Source organism: Rubidibacter lacunae KORDI 51-2 (genome assembly GCF_000473895.1).
GTDB lineage: Bacteria > Cyanobacteriota > Cyanobacteriia > Cyanobacteriales > Rubidibacteraceae > Rubidibacter > Rubidibacter lacunae.
Genome location: NZ_ASSJ01000001.1, coordinates 80,811 through 100,111, shown reverse-complemented (window position 1 = coordinate 100,111; position 19,301 = coordinate 80,811). Strand labels below are relative to the sequence as shown.

The following is a 19,301-nucleotide window of genomic DNA, read 5'->3' as shown; positions in this document are numbered from 1 at the left end:
AGTTGAAATCGCTCTCGTTTTCACGTCCACATCGGATACTTGGCGGCGAAGGAGAACCTGTCAGGAGGTCAGCAGTTGCACGATGCGATCGCGGCAGCAGTGATATTAGTTGGGGCAGCAGGATTGGACTTCTGTCTCGGCGATCCACAACAATGGCTGCATCCCGTCCAGGTGATGGGAGTAACAATTGCCGGCGGGACGCGCGCGATTCTCGCAACGTGTCCGGGGGGGTCATTGCAGCGACTGGCAGGTGTCTTAATGGGCGTATGCACCATCATTGGCAGCGGACTCGTGGGATGGGGTGCCGTGCGGTTGGCGGGAGTCTTGCATCCTAGCCTGGCAATTGCTGTGGAGATCGTGCTGCTCGCGAGCTGTTTTGCACTGCGGACTTTGCGGCGGGCAGCTGGCGAAGTGCTGGAGCCCCTGGCAGCAGGTGATTTACCGGCAGCGAGGTCGCAGCTGAGTCGATATGTCGGAAGGGATACGGCGGATCTGGACGAACCGGAAATACTTAGAGCGGTGCTGGAGACCGTGGCGGAGAATACGACGGATGGGGTGACGGCTCCCCTGTTCTACGGGATTGTGGGGATGGCACTGCCAGGCGTGACTGGCCCGGCGCTGGCGCTGGCTTACAAGGGAGCGAGCACCCTCGACTCGATGGTGGGTTACCGGTACGAACCATATCGAGATCTGGGGTGGTTCAGCGCGCGATTTGAGGATGTGCTGACGTGGCTGCCGTGCCGGCTGACGGTCCTGACGATCGCTATGCTTGGCGGGCGACCGCGGGCAGTTTGGCAATTGTGCCGTCGCGACGCCGCTTTGGATCCCAGTCCCAATGCCGGCTGGAGCGAGTGTGCATTTGCGGCTAGCTTGGGAGTGCAGCTCGGCGGGACGAACTATTACCAAGGTGCGGCGACGTTCAAACCCCGGTTGGGCGAGCCGGAGCGCGCGATCGCGCCGGAAACAATTGAGCGGGCCCTGGATCTGGCACGCAATTGCTTTTTACTGTGGCTGGGGCTGGCAGTAGCAGGTGCGGGGGTGGCGGCATCCATCCAGTAGGCGCGCCCGAGCAACTCAGTCGGCTCTGTATTGCCGCCGGCAAGTTCCAAGGGAATCAATTCTGTAGACCGTCTTAATTGTCTTGTTCATCCGCCGGCAAACGACATAAATTTCGGCAGCAATCGCTACTTCAGATGCGGTCGAGCGTCCCCAACGACCTCAGTAAGGGGTGACGTCCTTGCTTTATCAGAGACGATCGGGGACATGCAGAGCCCGAGCCCACCTCATAAGTTGGTGGTGATGGCTTGGACGGGGCAAGTGGGAATGCACTGCTCGCAGACGATGCAGCGCGATCGCGTGAAGAGCAGTTTGAAGCTGTTCGGTTCGAGGGTAAGGGCCGTGGAGGGACAAACGCCAGTACACAGTCCGCAATCGACGCAGGAATCCTCATCAATAAGAATTTCGCGGCTGGCAAAGGAAACGCTGACGCCTTGGGAGCCCATCCAGTCAATTGCAGCTTCGATAGCGTCGATGTCACCGAGGAGTTCGATGACGAGTTTGCCGACTTGGTTGGGCGCGATGTGGGCGCGAATGATGTTGGCAGCAACGTTGAAGTCTTTCGCCAAACGGTAGGTAATGGGAACTGGAACGCGATCGCGCGGGAATGTCAGGGTGACGCGCTTTTTCATGGGGTTTGCACGTGGGGTGGGAGCGAGGGATAGCTTGCTAGAGTGTCGATAGCAATTCGATGCGATCGCGGAGCGTAAGATGATGTCGGAAAAGTCTGGAAAAAACGTGGAGACTCCCGTCAATCGTTCGGGGACGAGCGCGTTGGATGAAGGTTCGGCACTGAGCCGACGGTTGCGGAATGTGCTAGTAGCCTTGGGCGCGATCGCGATCGGAGCAGTCTTTTTCTTCAGTATGCAGTCTGGTTCGGCCGCTGGGTCGCTCGAGAAACAAGCGCGGGCTGCAACGCCGCTTGAAATCGCGACGGCGAACGGGAAGCCGACGTTGCTGGAGTTCTATGCGGATTGGTGCACGACCTGCCGGGCAATGGCACCGGAACTGGCGGATGTAAAGGCGGAGTTTGCGGGCGATCTGAACTTTGCGATGTTGAACGTCGATAACACCAAGTGGCTGCCGGAGTTACTGCGCTACCGAGTGGACGGCATCCCGCATTTCGTGTATTTGGACCGGTCGGGAGAACCGGTCGGGATGGCAATCGGGGAGCAACCGCGATCGCTGCTGGAAGAGAATTTGCAAGCGCTGGTGGTGGGGGAAGCACTGCCGAGTGTTCGCCGCGGCCGGACGAGCGAGTTAGACACGCCGGGATTCGAAGCGCCGCCTGCAGGTAATGCCGACCCGCGCAGCCATGGGGCTCAAGTACGGTCTTAGGAGCGCATTCCGAGGTTGGGCTTACTCGCCAACCTAGTCGTCGAGGCTGACTTACTCGCGTTTTGCCAGGAAAGGCTCGAACAACTCCCAGTCACGTTTCAAGCGAGTTCGTCGGTGCGAGATGTATCGGCTTTTACCCTGTTCGCGAGGTCGTTGAATGGCGATCGCTTATGTCTGGAGAGTTGAATTTTTCGGGTTCCTAGAGGCGGTGGCGGCAGTGCAAAACGCATGTTTCGATACCCAGATTTAAGAAGCAAAGTCGATCGCTATGCGGTAGGGTGGCTGCAACCAGATCGCTTTTGCAGACTTCAATAATCCAGCTTGCTTTTTGGGGGAGTAAGGCTTCGAGCAGAGCGATGCTCTCTGCGAGTGGCTTGCAGGTCGTTCCTTCATCTCAAGAATTTCATCGAGCGACCGGCCTGCGATTTGCCGGTCGGCGATCGAGCGAATCACTAGCGCATTTTTGCCGGCTCCGGGATTGCCCAACAGCACGATATTCACGATTGCTTGCCTTTCCTCAATCCGATCGGCCCTTGCCAGACCAAAGAACCCAAACAAATTGCAGCACCTGGGCTGGGCTTCACTAAATCGGCTTTGTACAACTTATTCACCTTTTTACATCGTTTTACGTTCGGACTCCGGAGGCGATCCGAGCGGATAGATTGCCGAAATCGCAACCGATCGAATGCGATCGAATACCATAGTCATGTTGGTTTTTCGCTGCTTAAATAGTTCTCGTCAGTCTCTATAACTGCAGTATGACTGACCTAGGTGCAAAGGGATAACCGCTGAGGAGTAAGCAAACCCGTGAGTCACTCTCTATTTGAATACGTCCGTGCTTATCTAACAAGTCATGGCCCTAGGTCTGGCTTGAATCCCCCAAGAATGACCGTGCCGACAACCGAGCGTCGATGGGGGCAAAGGCTGCATAGCATTCTTGCATTGGGGAGTTTTCTAGCTGCAGCGATCGCGCCTGCTCCCGCGATCGCTGCCGAGGAAATTAGGTTCTTCTACAGCGTTGCTGCGCTGACCTTACGCGTGGAATCGCTCGCTGCCTTTGCGGCTGACGGGACGACGAACGCAAATATTAGGGATTTCTTGCGGGTCGTAAAGCCAACTGAGGAAGAGAAAGCCAAGTTTCAGAGAACGCTAGTCGAGCCGGTGGAGATCGATCCGCTGCTGCTCTCCCGACTGTTGAACACCGATGAAGGCGATCGCCTTCTGACCGTATTGGGAAACACCATTGAAATTCAGGGTGGCATTAATGGTAAGCCCGCACTACGAGCAGCCATGATCGAGGCAGCGAATGAGCCCGGAGGGCTCACGGTGCTGGGCTTTTTCGAGCAGCTACCCGTGAATATGCAAATCAACCTGGAAAAGGCTTTGTGGCGTGCCAAACAAGCAGAGTATTTGGTGGGGGCAACCGAGCGGTTGGTAGCAGTAACCAAAGCTATTGGGCTGGAGGAGGCCGAAGGTTATCCAGCAGTAGATTTCGCGCAGCTGCCGAACCCGGCCACTCCCGGTTCGGCCACCGTCGTGCGCGATCGCTGGGATTTGGAAGATCCCAGTCGCGATCGCAGCTTTTATGTGGATGTTTACCGTCCACAATCCCAGGAGACGGGCGAAATTCCCGTGGTCGTGTTTTCCCACGGACTGACGGACGAGCCCGAGAGCTTTAGCGAGCTAGGGGAGTTGTTGGCGTCTCAGGGTTTTTTAGTCGTTATGCCCCAACATCCAGGCAGCGACGAACTCCAAGCGGCTGCCCTAATCGATGGGACAAGCCGTCAAATTTTCCACCGCAATGAGTTTATCGATCGCCCCTTAGACATCAGCTACACCCTCAACGAACTAGAACGGCGCAACGAAGCCGAATTTGGCGGACGACTGAACTTGACCAACGTCGGATCCATGGGGCATTCCTTCGGCGGCTACACCGCTCTCGCCACAGCCGGGGCGACCCTCGATTTCGAACATTTAGAGCGCGACTGCACCCCCACAGGACCCGGCCGCTTTAATACGGCTTTGTTATTACAGTGTCGGGCCCTCAAACTCGAACAACCGTTGCCAAATCTCAAAGACGATCGCGTTGGTTCAGTCTTTCTTGCTAATCCAGTTAATGCCAGCATCTTTGGACCCAACGGACTGGCAAACGTGACCGTACCGGTAATGGTGGGGGCTGGCAGCTACGATCTGTCTACACCATTCGTCTTCGAACAAGCGCGCTCCTTCCCCTGGTTGGCAAACGCGCCAGAAAGTTTCCTACTGTTGATAGAAGGAGACAGCCATGTTCCTATACCCGACTTAGATGGCGGCAGTTATTTCGCGGTCACTTCAGTGATCGGATTGACGCTGCCGAGCGAGGACCTACGCGACTACTATGCTGAACCCTTTCAAGCCGCCTTTGCCCAAGTGTTTGTGGCCGGTAACGAGGAGTATCGCGCTTACCTGAACCCTGCTTACGCCGCATATCTCAGTCAAGATCGGGATTTCGATGCAGTGCTCATTCCGCAAGCATCCGCACCGGCTTTACAAGCAGCGTTTGCAGCTGAGGCTGAAGAGTTCCGCAAGCTGTGAACACATTTACACTTGGCTTTCAACAACACCCCTACCAATTCTTGAGTGAATCGAGAACGCTCACTTCGCGGCTCCAACTGAAGACGCGAACGCCATTACTACCGCCCCCGCTCAATGTAAGCTTGGTGAATGTCATCAGGGTGAGTACGTCACCAAATCGACCTCCCCAAAATAACCTCGCTTGAGAGAGCCCAGGGCTCGAGCAAACGCTAGTCGGCGATCCCAGATCGATTGTCGCGGGCTAACAGACGCGCTGCTTCAACATCGGATTGCTTGCGTTTGCGGACGCCGCTTTTGCTAGTGCGCTTGGCGATCGCGATCGGAACGCCCCAAAACCGCGCGGCTTGGGACATGTCGAAGTTGACCAAGCGCGGCTCGCCTAATGCCACAATACGTCGCGGCAGTGTCGGCGTCGCGCCCAGTGCCCGACCGATCTCCCCAGCAATTGCACGAGCCAGCGGCGGCGGCACGGCGTTGCCGATCTGTCGCGCACCGTGCCACTTCGTTGCGTGAGGACGGAACCAATCTGGAAACCCATGCAACCGCGCCATCTCCCGCACCGTTACGCACCGCGAACGCGCGTAGTGGATCGGGCGCGGACTGGTAAAGGCCCCGCGTGCCGAGTCGGTTCCAGCTCGCAGCGTATTGCTGACCCCATCGGGGGCGAGCTTGAAAAATCGCGAAATTGGCTCGATACGACCGGAGTCAGCGGCAGCAAAGCGGCGGCGCGAGATTGCCGTGTGGGTCGTGCGCGCGCTTGCCGTCAGCACCATCGAATTCCAGTGACGACGATAGCCATAGTGCCACCCTGCCGCCTCGACGCATCGCATTTCTCGCGCGTAAGCGCTCAAGTCTCCGGCATCCCAGGCAGATACTGGTGTCGAGTCGGTTGCCGCTAGCCGAGCAAATTTATCTGCATCCGGCAAATCGCCGATCGCTTCGCGGCAGGACGGACCCGGCGGCAGCGAGCCGGCAGCGAGTGCTGGGGATTTGCCAGCCGGTCGCGCGATCGCCTTTGGATACTCCGGCAGCGGACAGTCGCGCTTCGCTCCCATCAAAATCAGACGCTCTCGCTGTTGCGGCACCCCAAAATGGACGGCGTTCAGGATCTGCCACGGCAATCGGATTAAATAGCCGAGGGCAGTAAAAGCATCGATGACTTCTTCGAGGAATTGCCGCTGCTGTCCGGTTGCTAACCCCTTCACGTTCTCGAAGACGAAATAACGGGCGTCAAGTTCGGCCACGAGCCGCACGAACTCTCTCACCAGCGCGTTGCGCGGGTCATCCAGCGAGCGCCTGCCCATCAACGAAAACCCCTGGCAGGGCGCGCCACCAAACACCACATCGACCGCTCGCGACCCGATGCCTGCCGCCCCCCGAATCTCTGCACCCGAAAGACTGGCAGCAGATTTGGGCAGCATCGCGCAGTTGGGAAAGTTGTAGTGATGGACTGCTGCGTGCACCGGATCGAGTTCTACCGCCGCTACAACATCAAATCCTGCTTGTTCGAAGCCGAGGCTGAGACCGCCCGCACCGGCAAACAGATCGATTCCGATCGGACGACTCATGTCCCACTTCCCACCACAATCGCGTGTTGCTTTGGACTGCAGCTCGGCGTTGCAAAGCATGCCGCAAGTTCCCATTGCAAATCTACCCCAAAACTCCGCTTTGAAAGCCTAAACCGTCGACCGATCTCTCCGCGGACTGCTATCCAGACTGGTATCGTCTTGGCATGTGCCCGCCGCATCCACTTTTCCGCGATCCTCGTGCCGATCGCGCTCGTATTGGCAATACTGGCGCACGAGCAAGCGCTGCAGCGCAATGATTGCCGGGTTGATTTCCACATAGCGCCGCTGCGGATTGGTGAGGTAAGTACGCTGTTCGTTTTCCACCATTTCGATATCTTGGGCGAGGAAACGCCGCAATATGAAGCGCCGCAATAGCACCCTGAGGGGCGATCGCAGCCCGCGCAACAACCATCGGGGTAGCGGGACCCGGAAGAAAAAGTACGCAAACGAATGACTTTCGGTCGGATGTACTGGCAGGCGAAACAAATACAACGCAGACACGCCCTCCAAGTGGGTTTCGTAGTGCGGGTAGCGGTACTCGATTGACACCGGCAGGGTCGTCACCCGATCGGCGCGATCGCTCAGACCCAACCACGTTGCCAGCCGACCGCGATAGGACACGTCGTAGGTGGCGCGGATGGTATCGTCAGTTGCGTGCAGGCTGCTCAGTCGCGGATCGAACCAACCTTGCAGACCTCGATGCAAATAGCCGTGGAACACGTCCATCGTGTTCTCGTTGCACATCGAGAAATGGGCGGCAAACTTTGCAGCCAAGGGCACGCACAGCCACTCGTCGTTGCCGAACTCGGTCATGACGGGTAGCGCGCGATCGCGAGCCAGCTCCGGGTCTCCAGGAAACAACCAGACCGCGCCATATTGCTCCCGTACGGGAAAGCTGCGGGCGCAGGCAGGGGGCAGCTTCTGGGTTGCGGGTAAGTAAGGAATGCGCGCGCACCGACCGGTGTCGCCCTCAAACTCCCAGCCGTGGTAGGGACACACCAGCCGCGTTCCGCACACGTCGCCTTTGTGCAAGGCAATGCCCTTGTGCGGGCAGGCATCTTCGAGCGCGCGAACGGTGCCGGTTGTATCGCGGAAGAGCGCAATCGCCTGTTGCCAAACGGTTACAGGTAGCGTGCAGCCGGGCTTGAGATCTTCGGATCGGGCAACGGCATACCAGTGGTTGGGGTTGATGCCGATCGCCCGCACGCGATTCTCGACGCGTTGTCCTTCTAAGGTCGTTGTCAATTCCATCTCGTAACTCCAGCTTCCAGTCCTGGGGGTTCGTGCATTGCGCTGGCGAGCTTCGTTCGATTTTACGTCCCGAGATCGCGTGCGAGCAACGCCGGCCCCACCCAAGCACGGTCGCGCCCGGCAGGAGGTTCCTTCAGACCGCGCCCGTCTTCAACCCCCGAGCTCGTAAACTATCTGGTGGGAAGCAGCTTATAAGATAATGGCGTAGCCATCTTTTTGCGAGCCCGTCAATCATGCTAGAGCTACACTGTCACACGACATTTTCGGACGGCACGCTCGCACCAACCGAACTGGTGGAAGCGGCGGCGGCGGCAGGCGTCCGCGCTCTAGCCATCACCGACCACGACACCCTCGGCGGCTGGGATGAGGCAATCGCTGCGGCCCGCAGGTTCGGACTCACCATCGTCCCCGGAATCGAACTCAGTACGGTGTGGCACGGTCGCTCCCTGCATGTTTTGGGGTTTTATCCCCAGCGCGATCTCTTAGAACCGCCGCTGCGCGATCGCTTCGAGGGTCGCAGGCGTCGCGCTCGACAGATGGCCGATAAACTTGCCAAGCTAGGCTACCCGATCGTGCTGCCGCAAATTGGAGCGGGTATCGCGCCAGGGCGACCGCACATTGCTCGAGCTCTTGTGGCAGCCGGTCACGCTCGAACCGAGCGCGAAGCATTCGACCGCTGGTTGTCCGATGGCGGGCCGGCTTATGTCAGCTACGAAAAGTTCTCTGCGGTAGAAGGCATCCGCTTGCTCCGCGACTGCGGTGCGGTGCCCGTGTGGGCGCATCCATTTCTATTCCGGGGGGGCGAGCCGTCGGAGATACTCCCCGAGTTGGTAGCAGCCGGTCTGCGCGGCATCGAAATCTATCACCCGACCCACACGCCGACTCAACACGCGATGCTCGCACAGCTGGCTCGCACCTACAATCTGGTCGCGACTGGCGGCAGCGACTACCACGGACCCATTAAGGACGGTCCCACGCTCAACCAGTTGCAATTGCCGTTAGAGTTATTGACAGCACTGCAGGCCGCCCGACTAACCAATCGAGGACCTGCAAGCAGTAGCGATCGCGAGAGGAGCGGGCTCAGGTGAAATATTGGTTGCTGAAGTCGGAACCGGGCACCTATGGCATCAAGGACATGGAACGCGAGAGGCGCTCGATCTGGGATGGCGTCCGCAACTACCAGGCGCGAAACTTCCTGTGTGAGATGGAACCGGGAGACTTGGCGTTTTTCTATCACTCCAATACCAAGCCACCGGGCGTCGCCGGGCTGGTCCGCGTCGTTGAAGCCCGCGTTGTCGATCCGACACAATTCGACCCAGACAGTCATTATTACGACGCCAAATCCACACCCGAGGACCCGCGCTGGCGCACTGCTACCGTCGAATATCTCGAAACTTTTGCCACCTATATCCCGATCGCCACACTCAAAGCTACCTTCAGTCCCGACGAACTGCTCCTCGTCCGGCGCGGCAACCGCCTCTCCGTGATGCCTGTTGCCGAGGAGGTCGCGGTCAAAATCTTGCAACTCGGTCGCGCCTCGTAAGCACCCGCCCGCTGCGGTCTCGATCGGTCTAATGGGCTTCTTATCCGCCGCACTCGCGCCCGGCGCGATCGCCCGTCCTGCTAGCAATAAACGCGATTCCCTGCTGGAGCAGCGATGGCAGTCGAGTACGGGAACCCGCACTGACCGAGCAGTTGCACGCCACGCATGCGCTTCGCTAAATTAGCACTCGGAATAGGAGAGTGCTAATTCCACGAGGCACCCGACAAACCTGGAGAGAGGTAACAATGGCAGTTTCCCTGAGCGTGTCTACCGTGCAACCGCTGGGCGATCGCGTCTTCGTCAAGGTCAGCCCGTCCGAAGAGAAAACGGCCGGCGGCATCGTCCTGCCGGACACCGCACAAGAAAAGCCACAGGTGGGCGAGATCGTGGCTGTGGGCCCGGGTAAGCGCAACGATGATGGCAGCCGCGCCACCCTCGACGTGAAAGTCGGCGACAAGGTGCTGTATTCCAAGTACGCCGGTACTGACATCCGTCTGGCCAGCGAAGAATACGTGCTGCTGTCCGAGAAGGACATCCTCGCATCCGTTCAGTAAACACCTTACCGACCACTCGTAACGAGTACTCGCAAGAGCTATGGCGAAGCAAATCATTTACAACGAAGAAGCCCGTCGCGCTCTCGAGCGCGGCATCGACATGTTGGCTGAGTCGGTAGCGGTTACCCTCGGTCCGAAGGGACGCAATGTCGTCCTGGAGAAGAAGTTTGGCGCCCCCCAAATCGTGAATGACGGCGTCACAATCGCGAAAGAAGTCGAACTCGACGATCATGTCGAGAACACCGGCGTTTCCTTGATCCGTCAAGCCGCAGCTAAGACCAACGACGTCGCCGGCGACGGCACCACCACAGCAACGCTCCTCGCCCACGCGATGGTGAAAGAGGGGCTGCGCAACGTTGCAGCTGGCGCGAACGCGATCGCACTCAAGCGGGGTATCGACCTGGCAACGGGCTTCCTGGTCGGCAAGATCGGCGAGCACGCCCGTGAAATCAGCGACTCCACCTCGATCTCGCAGGTAGGCTCGATCTCGGCGGGCAACGACGAAGAGGTCGGTCGCATGATCGCCGAGGCGATGGAGAAGGTCGGCAAAGAGGGCGTCATTTCCCTTGAAGAAGGCAAGTCCATGACCACCGAACTGGAGGTCACCGAGGGCATGCGCTTTGACAAGGGTTACATCAGCCCCTACTTCGTCACCGATGCCGAGCGCATGGAAGCCGTCTTCGACGAGCCATTGCTGCTGATTACCGACAAAAAGATTGCCTTGGTCCAAGATCTGGTGCCGGTGCTGGAGCAAGTATCGCGCTCCGGCAAGCCGCTGCTGATCGTGGCCGAGGACATCGAGAAAGAAGCTCTGGCAACCTTGGTGGTCAACCGCCTGCGCGGCGTGCTCAACGTGGCAGCAGTTAAGGCTCCGGGCTTTGGCGATCGCCGCAAACAGATGTTGGAAGACATCTCCGTGCTGACGGGCGGCCGCGTGATTACCGAAGATGCTGGTTTGAAGCTGGAGAATGCCAGCCTCGAAATGCTCGGTAAAGCACGTCGCGTGACGATTTCCAAAGATAACACCACGATTGTCGCCGAGGGCAACGAGCAAGCCGTGAAGGCGCGCTGCGACCAAATTCGCCGCCAGATCGACGAGACCGACTCCAGCTACGACAAAGAGAAGCTGCAGGAGCGCCTGGCCAAACTGGCCGGAGGCGTGGCAGTGATCAAAGTCGGCGCGGCTACCGAGACGGAAATGAAGGATCGCAAGCTGCGTCTGGAAGATGCGATCAACGCGACGAAGGCAGCTGTTGAAGAAGGCATCGTCCCCGGCGGCGGTACCACGCTCGCGCACTTGGCTCCGCAGCTCGAGGAGTGGGCAAACAGCAACCTCAAGGGCGAAGAGTCGATCGGCGCGGCGATCGTAACGCGCGCGTTGACGGCACCCCTGAAGCGCATTGCCGAGAACGCCGGTCAAAACGGCGCGGTGATTTCCGAGCGCGTGAAGGAAAAAACCTTCGACGTCGGCTACGACGCCGCGACGGGCGAGTTCGTCAACATGTTCGAAGCTGGCATCGTCGATCCGGCGAAAGTGACGCGTTCTGCTCTGCAGAATGCAGCGTCAATCGCCAGCATGGTTTTGACCACCGAGTGCATCGTGGTCGACCTGCCCGAGAAGGACAAAGCTCCGGCTCCGGGCGGCGGTGACTTCGACTACTAAGTTCGTGACGAATCGAGTTCGGTTGCAATAGCTCCGAGCAACTCCGATCGATCCTGACGCGATTGCCTCCATGCGGGGCGATCGCGTTTTTTGATGGGGGCTCTCGCGGTTATAGTTGCAGCTCCACGAGCCGGCTTTTCCCGTTATCTTTTGGCGAGTAAAATCGGCAGGTCTTCGGGGCGCTCGAACGCCAATTATCCCGTTGTTCCATCTCAAAGCCTCAGCTTATTGTGTATCGCTACAAGGCTTGAACCCCCTGCTGTCCGGTAGTTACAGACTTGTCGGGAAAAGTTAGGCCGCGATGAGAACAAACACCCACCAATCCCTATGGCTCGAAGGCAATTCAGAGCAATGGGAACATAAGACCCGACTGGAGTCCGGTCGGAAAGTTGCTTCACTGCCAAGTTGCCAGCTCGGCTAACCAGTGTCGTACTGCCGCCGATAACTGCACGCGGCGGCGCTCGAAGTCGGCCGCGATCGCGATTAGTGCAATGCCGACAACGATGCCGATAATCCACTTGAAAAAGGCATATCGGAAGACGGAAACCAGTGCTTGGTCGCCGATCGTCAAGAGCAAAAAGCCCGTGCCGACAAATAGAAACGCCCGCACGCGCGTGCCGATGCCGGCCAATACAAATCCGACCGCGATCGCTCCGGGCACGAGACCGATCGCGCCTGAGTTGTGCAAGAACGCCGTACCGCAAACGATCGCGCTACCGAGCACCCGCAAGCCGTGGCGCGGGGCGCGACCGACAGGCGATCGCAACCCCGGATCGACTTGCGCTAGATACAACAGAGCAGCTGCGACAATCGCGGCAAACCACAGCTGACCCGCGCCCAACTCTTCGCCCCACTGCCACAGCACCCAAGCCGCAGCGATCGTGCTGCCGTAGCTAATGCGCCAATTGCGATGCCGCCACGCCAGCCAAGCGTAGGCTACTGCCGCTAACACCAAGCTCGGTTTTGCCACGGCTGATGTCGTGGCAACTGCGGCCACGGCCGGGATTACCAGCGCGCTCCATTGCCACGGTTGCTGCCGCCAACCCAGACGCGCCCACGGCACCACGTCGAACGCAACTGCTAGGACGCTCGCGATCGCCAGCAAGTGGGGATCTAAGACTGCTAATTCGGTCCAAACCGAGCGCGCGTGGATGAATGCGATACCAACTTCGCAGATCGCCACATAAATCCAGCCGTCGCAATGGGCGCGCCCCTGAAGCAGCGCGTAGAGCGCGAGCAGCGCCCACAGTACTATTGCCAGTGGCGTCAGGCGTGGAGTGGGTCCGACCTTAGCGTAGATTGCTGCCAACCCCAGCAGCGCACTGCCCATGCCCCAATGCACGTGCGCGATCGCTTGCAGTTCGCCGACCGTCAGATTTAGCAATGCCACCGCGTGCCGTTGCCCGGCCAGCCCCAACAGTCTGGAGCCATAGGCCATCGTCACCGCTACAGTTGCCAGAAGTACCCAGGCATCAGCCGGGCTGCCACCGCTTCCTTGAAGGAGTTGGTAGAGAACGAGCTCGTACCATGCGATCGCGATACCGTTGAATCCCAGGTATGGCAGCGCTTTGTTCGCCATGCGCCGGCCGACCCCGATCGCGACAATGGCTGCTCCCAGCGTCAGCAATCCCGTTGTTGCCGTAATTTGCGACGATCGCCATAACACGCTCAGCACGGCGTAGACCAGCGGCGCGAACTTAACACCAGACAATCGCCAACGCCCGGATTGCTCAGCCAGCAACCACTCCGTTACGAATAGTGTCGCAATGCCTAGCAGGACCGTTGCTGCCGAAAGCCTTATCTCCGAAACCGGGTCCGCCCGCGTCGCCAGCAATACGCCCTCGACCAGCAGCAGCTCCGCCGCGATTGCCACCGCCATCACCGTCCAATTGCTCGGCTGCGTCCGCGATCGCCACACCACCGCCACAGCGAGGATCGCCGTCGCCGCGATCGCTTGCCCGGATCCGCTCGCGCTTGGGAAGAGATAGATGACGAAGCATTGCCACACCAACACGAACAGCATCAGCACGCACCCCGCGATCGCCCACCCATCCGCCGCCCGTGCGTATGCTTGCCGCCAACCTCGGCGCGCCTGCCAGCGATCGCGCCACACCCATAAACTCGCCGAAGCAATCGGACCGAACAGCAACCAATCGGCGTCGTGCAGCAGCTCGCTGCTGCACGCTGCTGCAAATGCAATCACGTAGCCAACGTGGAGAGGGGCCAACCACCGCGATCGGTTCAGGCGCGCGAGCAGTACCAGCAACAAAGTAGCTACTGCAAAGCTGGCAATGCGCGCGCCTGGCAGTGGCAGCACCAGAATGGATGCGAATCCTGCCGCGACCGCTCCTAGTTGTACGGCGCGATCGCGATAGGTTTGGCTGCGCGCGGCAACGACCGCTAGCCCAATCGGCACTATTTCCCACACTAAATTCAACTCGTGCTGAGATTCACCCGCTAGCAGTAGGAAACTAAATCCCGCCAACAGCAGACCCGCCTGCCAGCAGCACCGCGACCAAATCTGCTGTGGCACCGTCGTTCCGTCCGCCAGTCGCACGCTTGCCGTCCATTCGACTGCCATCAAACCCAGGAACGCGATCGCCCAGCCCGTCGGCTGCAACGTGGGTAACGTCCAAAGACCCCAAGCACAGGCAGCCGCGATGCCGAAGACTTGCACGGCGTAGATGTAGCCCACACGCGGACGCACGCGGGCGATCGCTCCCACCGTCACTGCCAAGAGTGACAGCACTACCGCTGCGGTTCCCTCGCTTGCACAGCTCCATATCCCCAGCAGCAGCGCGTAGGTAAAGGTCAACCATTTGCCGAAGGACGCAACCGATCGCACCTCGGAGCGCGACCCGTGCCGATTCAGCCAGCGCGCGACGCCCAGACAGACCAGCGCGTAGGGAAACAAGACCACCGGGGCGATCGCTAACAGCGTGGCTTCCGTGTCGAGCCAACGCGCTAGGGTTGCTACCATCGCCTGCCAGGTAGCATCCGGCAACAAGCCCAATAGTAGAAACTGTGCCTGCAGCCCGATTGCGAACGCCAGGATTAAATCTCCGTAACGCCAGTATCGTTGTAACCGCTGCGCGCAGAGCACGATCCCCAACCCGCTGACCGCCGTTGCCTGCCACGGATAATCTGTCTCTATCCCCAGCAACCAGCCCACCACCAGCACGCCCCACCCCAAAAGGGTCCAAACCCCTGCAAGCGGCGGAATGTCCGGCTCGCGAGCTGGCTGAGCCGGTCCGTTCGAGTCGGAAGGCACAATCGCGTCATCCGTCGGTTCCGATTGTGGTTCCAGGGTGGGCGGTGCGGGCGGTGCGACTGAGTCCTCCGATCCCGCCTCCGTCTTGGCGAGCGGTGATATTGCCTCACCGGCTTTATCCGATGGTGGATCTAGCTCGGTCGAGTCGGGTGAAGCGATCGCTTCCTCTGTCGCATCCGACTTCAGTGTTTCGAACGGTGCAGTTAAAACCGGCAACCCAAGCTGCGCGATCGCCCAGCCCAACAACCCTACGCTCAGTCCGAGATCCTGCGGCGGCAGGCTCTCGACAAACCGCGCTCGGACTAGCAAGACTGCTGCCGCGTAGATGATGTACGCTGCACCCTGCCGCTGCTGCTGCCATAACCAAGCACCGGCAGCGATCGCGCCCGCACTAACTGCACCTAAAGGCACAAACGGCACCTGCCAACCCCAGTGCAACGCGCTGGCAGCTAAGAATGCCGCAACCGCTCCTACGGGCAACCTCGGGCGCAACTGCTGCAGTGTCGCCCGCATCAAAATAGCACTGGCGATCGCGATCGTCACCCAGCCGAACGGATAGCGCCACAGTCCGAAGGTATCCTGCGCCCAAAAATTAACCGGTACCAAGAGCAGCGCAACGGTTTGTAGCGTTTGCCCGGTCAGCGTCAAATTGCCTTGCTGCAGACCCCACGCGCCGATTCTGCCGAACCCCAGCGTGTAGAGCAATAAAATGCCGTATTGCCCGACTGCCAGGTGCCCTTCCCGCAGGACTACCGAGAACCCTTCCCACAGAGATGCTGCGAGTACGCCAGAGGACACGACTATCAAAAAAACGCCCAAAAACTGCAACCAGCGCAGGCTGATTTCCTGCTTGAATGGCTGCCATACCTGCACCCACCAAGATGGCGATTGGGTAGCTTGGACCTCGGATCCCCTTACATTTGCTGAATCAGCTAGCTGTGGAGGGTGCGTGCTATCTAAAACTGCGGGTTCTCTGCGATGGGGCTGTTGTCTGGTGGTTGCGATCGCGGCGGGAGCAGGTACCGGACAGCTTAAGTGTTCGGCACAAATTCGGCGGACTTCCTCGTCTTCGACAAGTCCGAGTTCCAACCAAACGTTCAACCCGTCGATCAGATGCGGTCGATCGGCTAAAACCGCGATCGAGAATGCGCGCGATTGTCTTGCTTCGCTCTGGTCGGTCTCGTCGGTCATGGAATTCCCCGGCCTTGACACCTCGATCCCACACCAGCCACGGCCCGAGCGGTTCTATTGGTCGGCAGCTTTCTCAACCGTCTACTGCAGCGGACCAGCAAAAAATTGACGCCATGGTTGGAGCGGCGATCGCGACTCAGCGACGGTCGATCGCCAACAACCCGGTTGGCGGATCGAGTTCCAGCCGGCCGGCCGCGATATCGACGACAGGGACGATCGCCTTCACGAAGGGAACGAGGACGGTCGGCGGCGATCGCTTCGCTGCGGTATCGCTTGAGTCCGATGGGGCACGCAACTCGATCTCGAGCAAGTCGTTGCCGGCTTCGTACAGATCGACCACAACCCCGATCGATTCGCCCGTAGCCTGCAACACGACGTCGAGCCCGATTAAATCGGCAACATGATATTCGTCTGCTGCCAGTTCCGGGCGGTCGCTGGCGGGGACTAGCACCCGCGCCCCGCGCAGCGCCTCGGCGCCCTCGCGATCGTCGACACCGGCAAACTTTACGATATAGATGTTTTTACCCGGCAATAGCTGCCCGCGTTCCAGCTCGAACGAGTGCGGTGCGGACGAGCGTTCCGTTTGCAGCCAACGCGGACCCGGCACTTCAAAGCGCTCGGGAAAATCCGTGCTCGGTAACACGCGTACTTCTCCGCGCAAACCCCGCACGCCAACGATTTTGCCGACTTCCAGCCATTCCTGCGGTACGGCCGTCGTTCGATTGTTGCCCGTCTCGCCAGATTGCATGGCATTCATTTGCATAGCACTAAACCGAGGCGATTGCCGGGCGATAAACGCGCTCCACCACCCGCGCGAGGCGGCGCATCCCCTCCGCAATCGCCTCAGGGGTAGCAGTGAGGCTGAAGCGCAAGCACTGCTGGGCGTGAGCCCACGGCGCGCGCAAGCCAGGGAAGAACGGGCTGCCCGGCACGGCAATAACCTCCTCGGCTTTCAGCTGTTGGTAGAGGTCCCAGTCGGTGATGGGCAAATCGCGGAACCACAGCCAAGCAAAAATGCCGCCCTCCGCACGGTGCAGATACCAAGGCAGGTCGCTCGGCATCTCTTCATCGAGCGTGGCTTCCAGCACCGCAAACTTCTGGCGGTAATGCGGGCGGATAATTTCGGTGGCGATCTCGTGCAGGCGACCCGACTCGATCGCGCGCGCGGCGATTGCCTGGCCGTAGCGGGCCGAGTGGATGCAGAGGTTGGTTTGGAACGCTTCGAGTACGGCAATCAGTTGCGGGTCGCCGATGCCGATGCCGATGCGCTCGCCGGGCAAGCCGGCCTTGGAAAGGCTGAGACAGTGCAGGATGTTGCTGCCGAACTGTGGCGTCAGCGGAGCGAAATTGAGTGCGGGATAGGGCGGTGCGTAGGCAGAGTCGATTGCCACGGGAATATGGCGAGCGGCAGCCAGGTCGGCAATTTGACGTACTTCTGCGTCGGTTAGGATATTGCCCGTTGGATTGCAAGGTCGCGACAGCAACACGCAGCCCGCATGTTCGTCGATCTGCAAGCAGTCGAAGTCAGGCCGGTACTTGAAACGATGGGCGCGATCGTCGCAATCGAGCGCCGGTTGATAGGCCACTAGAGCGTCCTCGAACAGCGTCACGCCGCTGTAGCCCGTGTATTCCGGACTGAGCGGCAATACGATTTTCCGCAGACTGCCGTCGGATGCTTGCCCGCCGAACGCGTTGGCAATGTAGAAATACAGTGCCTGGGAACCGGGCGTAATCAGAATGTGGCGATCGCTGAGGTTCAATCCATAGCGCTGATTGAAGTCGTTAACGACCGCCTCGATCAAGGGCGCGTAACCCTGAGAGGATCCGTAGCGGCTGACGACTGCCCCGTATTCAGACCTATCAAGTAGTTCATGGGTGCAGTCGCGCCACAGCTGTTCGACGGCAGGCAATAAGGTCGGATTGCCCGCACTGAGATCGATAAAGTTTTGTCCCGCTCCCGCGCGCAGCGTCTCGATAATGTCTTTCATGATTGCGCGGACGCCGCTTAGCTGCGACATTTCCCGGCCGATGCGCGAAAGAGAAGGTGCATTCATATCGATAAGCCAAGCAAACCCGTGGCGAGATCGCGGCGATCGGCGAACCTCCTGCACGCAATGAACTGCACGGTTTCAACATGGCGCGGGTTGGGTATCCTGGCGTGAGTGCTTCAACCCCAGAAGTCCGAAGCCGCACGACCGCGCGTCAAAAGAGTCATACTAGGTGCCTAGTCTAAAACAACTCCGAGCCAGCCCTCCCAGCTTGCTCGAGAGGATACTCAGCGCTCGACCGGTACCGGAAAGACTGAGGGCCGTCGATGCGGGATATCCGTGCTAGCGGCAACGCAATCTGCGAGCTGCATTGCTCGAGCTAGGACTGGGCGACAGCTGGCGCTGACAAGCCCAAAAATTCGCGGACCTTGGCAAGGTAGGTTGGTGCATCTTCCAGCATGGGAAAGTGACCCGCCTGCGGAATCTCGCAATACTCAATGCGATCGCCCATGTCGGCGGCTTTGCGTCCCAATCGCGTCGGGATGATGATGTCTTTTTCACCTGCAATCAGCAGCGTCGGGACCGGCAGCTGTGCGAATTCACCTGGCATGATGTCGGCTTGTTGCTTGCTGACCGCCGTATAGATCGTGCCAGCTGCCGCTGCCGGATCGGCCAGCAAAAAGTCTTCTAAAAACGCCTGGCGCTCCTCTGCCGGAATCGGTCGGTGCAAAAAACGCGCCATGAACGCGCGATCGAGCAGCGGCACCCGCAGATACCAACCGAATCGCAGCTTCACTACGTAACTGCCCGCCCAGTGAAACGCGCCAAACGTCAGTGGATTGTATTCAAACACGCCGCTGCAGGTCAGCACGGCCTGCTCGACGCGATCGCTATAGCGGTTGAGAAACAGAACGGCGATCGACGCCCCCATCGAGTGGGCATTAATCGTCGCACGCTCCACCCCCAGCGCGTCCAACAACAGCGCTAAATCCTCCGCATAGGTTTCCAGTTCGTAGCCGAGGTCGAGTCGAGCTGTCTCCGGCAGGCGCGACCGCCCAAATCCACGTAAATCGTAGAGCAAGCAGTCGTATTCCGCCGACAGCATCTGTGCCGTACTGCGCCAATAGCGGCTCGAGCCCCCCCATCCGTGGACAAACACCAGCGTCGGCTTAACGCGATCGCTTGGCTGGCGAATCCACTCATAATAATGCTCGACGCCGCGGACGACGACCGTCGCACCAGACCTCAGTCCAGAACTCATACGCGCTCGACTCTCAAGAAACCAGCCCCGTGCTCGCTCGTGC

The 19,301-nt window shown here is 59.4% G+C and carries 14 protein-coding genes; 7 read left to right on the top strand and 7 right to left on the bottom strand.

Annotated features, from left to right (window positions below; genetic code table 11):
• Window positions 1–75 precede the first annotated feature (75 nt).
• The gene (gene cbiB, locus KR51_RS00355; RefSeq protein WP_022603723.1) at window positions 76–1,059 is read left to right on the top strand and encodes an adenosylcobinamide-phosphate synthase CbiB; all 984 of its coding nucleotides are present in this window, start codon (window positions 76–78) and stop codon (window positions 1,057–1,059) included.
• Between the two features lie 224 nt (window positions 1,060–1,283).
• Here cbiB and KR51_RS00350 read toward each other — a convergent pair whose 3' ends face one another.
• Entirely contained in the window at window positions 1,284–1,688 is a 405-nt protein-coding gene (locus KR51_RS00350; RefSeq protein WP_022603722.1) for an NIL domain-containing protein, read from the bottom strand.
• Between the two features lie 106 nt (window positions 1,689–1,794).
• Here KR51_RS00350 and KR51_RS00345 point away from each other — a divergent pair, with 106 nt between their 5' ends.
• The gene (locus KR51_RS00345) at window positions 1,795–2,394 is read left to right on the top strand and encodes a thioredoxin family protein (RefSeq protein ID WP_232214474.1); all 600 of its coding nucleotides are present in this window, start codon (window positions 1,795–1,797) and stop codon (window positions 2,392–2,394) included.
• A gap of 885 nt (window positions 2,395–3,279) precedes the next feature.
• Window positions 3,280–4,968, top strand: coding sequence for an alpha/beta hydrolase (locus KR51_RS00335; RefSeq protein WP_040654549.1), 1,689 nt, complete (start codon window positions 3,280–3,282; stop codon window positions 4,966–4,968).
• A 209-nt stretch (window positions 4,969–5,177) separates the two neighbouring features.
• Here KR51_RS00335 and KR51_RS00330 read toward each other — a convergent pair whose 3' ends face one another.
• Window positions 5,178–6,536, bottom strand: a complete 1,359-nt coding sequence (locus tag KR51_RS00330) for a DNA cytosine methyltransferase (RefSeq protein WP_040654547.1) — start codon at window positions 6,534–6,536, stop codon at window positions 5,178–5,180.
• Window positions 6,537–6,644: 108 nt separating this feature from the next.
• Window positions 6,645–7,787 (bottom strand): aromatic ring-hydroxylating dioxygenase subunit alpha, encoded by a 1,143-nt coding sequence (locus KR51_RS00325; protein WP_022603718.1) that lies wholly within the window; start codon window positions 7,785–7,787, stop codon window positions 6,645–6,647.
• Window positions 7,788–8,020: 233 nt separating this feature from the next.
• On the opposite strand from KR51_RS00325, the gene KR51_RS00320 reads away from it, so the two are divergent.
• From KR51_RS00320 to groL, 4 genes are all read left to right on the top strand, one after another.
• Window positions 8,021–8,875, top strand: coding sequence for a PHP domain-containing protein (locus KR51_RS00320; protein ID WP_022603717.1), 855 nt, complete (start codon window positions 8,021–8,023; stop codon window positions 8,873–8,875).
• The gene (locus KR51_RS00315) at window positions 8,872–9,330 is read left to right on the top strand and encodes an EVE domain-containing protein (RefSeq protein WP_022603716.1); all 459 of its coding nucleotides are present in this window, start codon (window positions 8,872–8,874) and stop codon (window positions 9,328–9,330) included. The genes KR51_RS00320 and KR51_RS00315 overlap by 4 nt, the downstream gene beginning before the upstream one ends.
• A gap of 245 nt (window positions 9,331–9,575) precedes the next feature.
• On the top strand, window positions 9,576–9,884 hold the full coding sequence (gene groES / locus KR51_RS00310) for a co-chaperone GroES (RefSeq protein ID WP_022603715.1): 309 nt from the start codon (window positions 9,576–9,578) through the stop codon (window positions 9,882–9,884).
• A gap of 40 nt (window positions 9,885–9,924) precedes the next feature.
• Window positions 9,925–11,547: a chaperonin GroEL gene (groL, locus tag KR51_RS00305; RefSeq protein ID WP_022603714.1), complete on the top strand. Its 1,623-nt coding sequence runs from the start codon at window positions 9,925–9,927 to the stop codon at window positions 11,545–11,547.
• A gap of 394 nt (window positions 11,548–11,941) precedes the next feature.
• Here the strand turns inward: groL and KR51_RS00300 are convergent, their stop codons facing one another.
• From KR51_RS00300 to KR51_RS00285, 4 genes are all read right to left on the bottom strand, one after another.
• A complete protein-coding gene (locus KR51_RS00300) occupies window positions 11,942–16,009 on the bottom strand; it encodes a hypothetical protein (RefSeq protein ID WP_022603713.1) in 4,068 nt (1,355 codons plus the stop codon).
• Between the two features lie 136 nt (window positions 16,010–16,145).
• On the bottom strand, window positions 16,146–16,757 hold the full coding sequence (gene rimM, locus KR51_RS00295; RefSeq protein ID WP_051357993.1) for a ribosome maturation factor RimM: 612 nt from the start codon (window positions 16,755–16,757) through the stop codon (window positions 16,146–16,148).
• Between the two features lie 19 nt (window positions 16,758–16,776).
• Window positions 16,777–18,063, bottom strand: a complete 1,287-nt coding sequence (locus tag KR51_RS00290; RefSeq protein ID WP_022603711.1) for a valine--pyruvate transaminase — start codon at window positions 18,061–18,063, stop codon at window positions 16,777–16,779.
• 313 nt (window positions 18,064–18,376) lie between these two features.
• Window positions 18,377–19,258 carry an alpha/beta fold hydrolase gene (locus KR51_RS00285; protein WP_022603710.1) on the bottom strand — a complete coding sequence of 294 codons (882 nt, stop codon included), beginning with the start codon at window positions 19,256–19,258 and terminating at the stop codon, window positions 18,377–18,379.
• Between the last annotated feature and the right edge of the window lie 43 nt (window positions 19,259–19,301).

Excerpts from the sequence above, each read along its gene's own strand:
- KR51_RS00350 (WP_022603722.1), bottom strand. The coding sequence starts at position 1,688 with ATGAAAAAGCGCGTCACCCTGACATTCCCGCGCGATCGCGTTCCAGTT.
- KR51_RS00335 (WP_040654549.1), top strand. The coding sequence starts at position 3,280 with ATGACCGTGCCGACAACCGAGCGTCGATGGGGGCAAAGGCTGCATAGC.
- KR51_RS00330 (WP_040654547.1), bottom strand. The coding sequence starts at position 6,536 with ATGAGTCGTCCGATCGGAATCGATCTGTTTGCCGGTGCGGGCGGTCTC.
- KR51_RS00325 (WP_022603718.1), bottom strand. The coding sequence starts at position 7,787 with ATGGAATTGACAACGACCTTAGAAGGACAACGCGTCGAGAATCGCGTG.
- KR51_RS00320 (WP_022603717.1), top strand. The coding sequence starts at position 8,021 with ATGCTAGAGCTACACTGTCACACGACATTTTCGGACGGCACGCTCGCA.
- groES (WP_022603715.1), top strand. The coding sequence starts at position 9,576 with ATGGCAGTTTCCCTGAGCGTGTCTACCGTGCAACCGCTGGGCGATCGC.
- groL (WP_022603714.1), top strand. The coding sequence starts at position 9,925 with ATGGCGAAGCAAATCATTTACAACGAAGAAGCCCGTCGCGCTCTCGAG.
- KR51_RS00300 (WP_022603713.1), bottom strand. The coding sequence starts at position 16,009 with ATGACCGACGAGACCGACCAGAGCGAAGCAAGACAATCGCGCGCATTC.
- rimM (WP_051357993.1), bottom strand. The coding sequence starts at position 16,757 with ATGCAATCTGGCGAGACGGGCAACAATCGAACGACGGCCGTACCGCAG.
- KR51_RS00290 (WP_022603711.1), bottom strand. The coding sequence starts at position 18,063 with ATGAATGCACCTTCTCTTTCGCGCATCGGCCGGGAAATGTCGCAGCTA.
- KR51_RS00285 (WP_022603710.1), bottom strand. The coding sequence starts at position 19,258 with ATGAGTTCTGGACTGAGGTCTGGTGCGACGGTCGTCGTCCGCGGCGTC.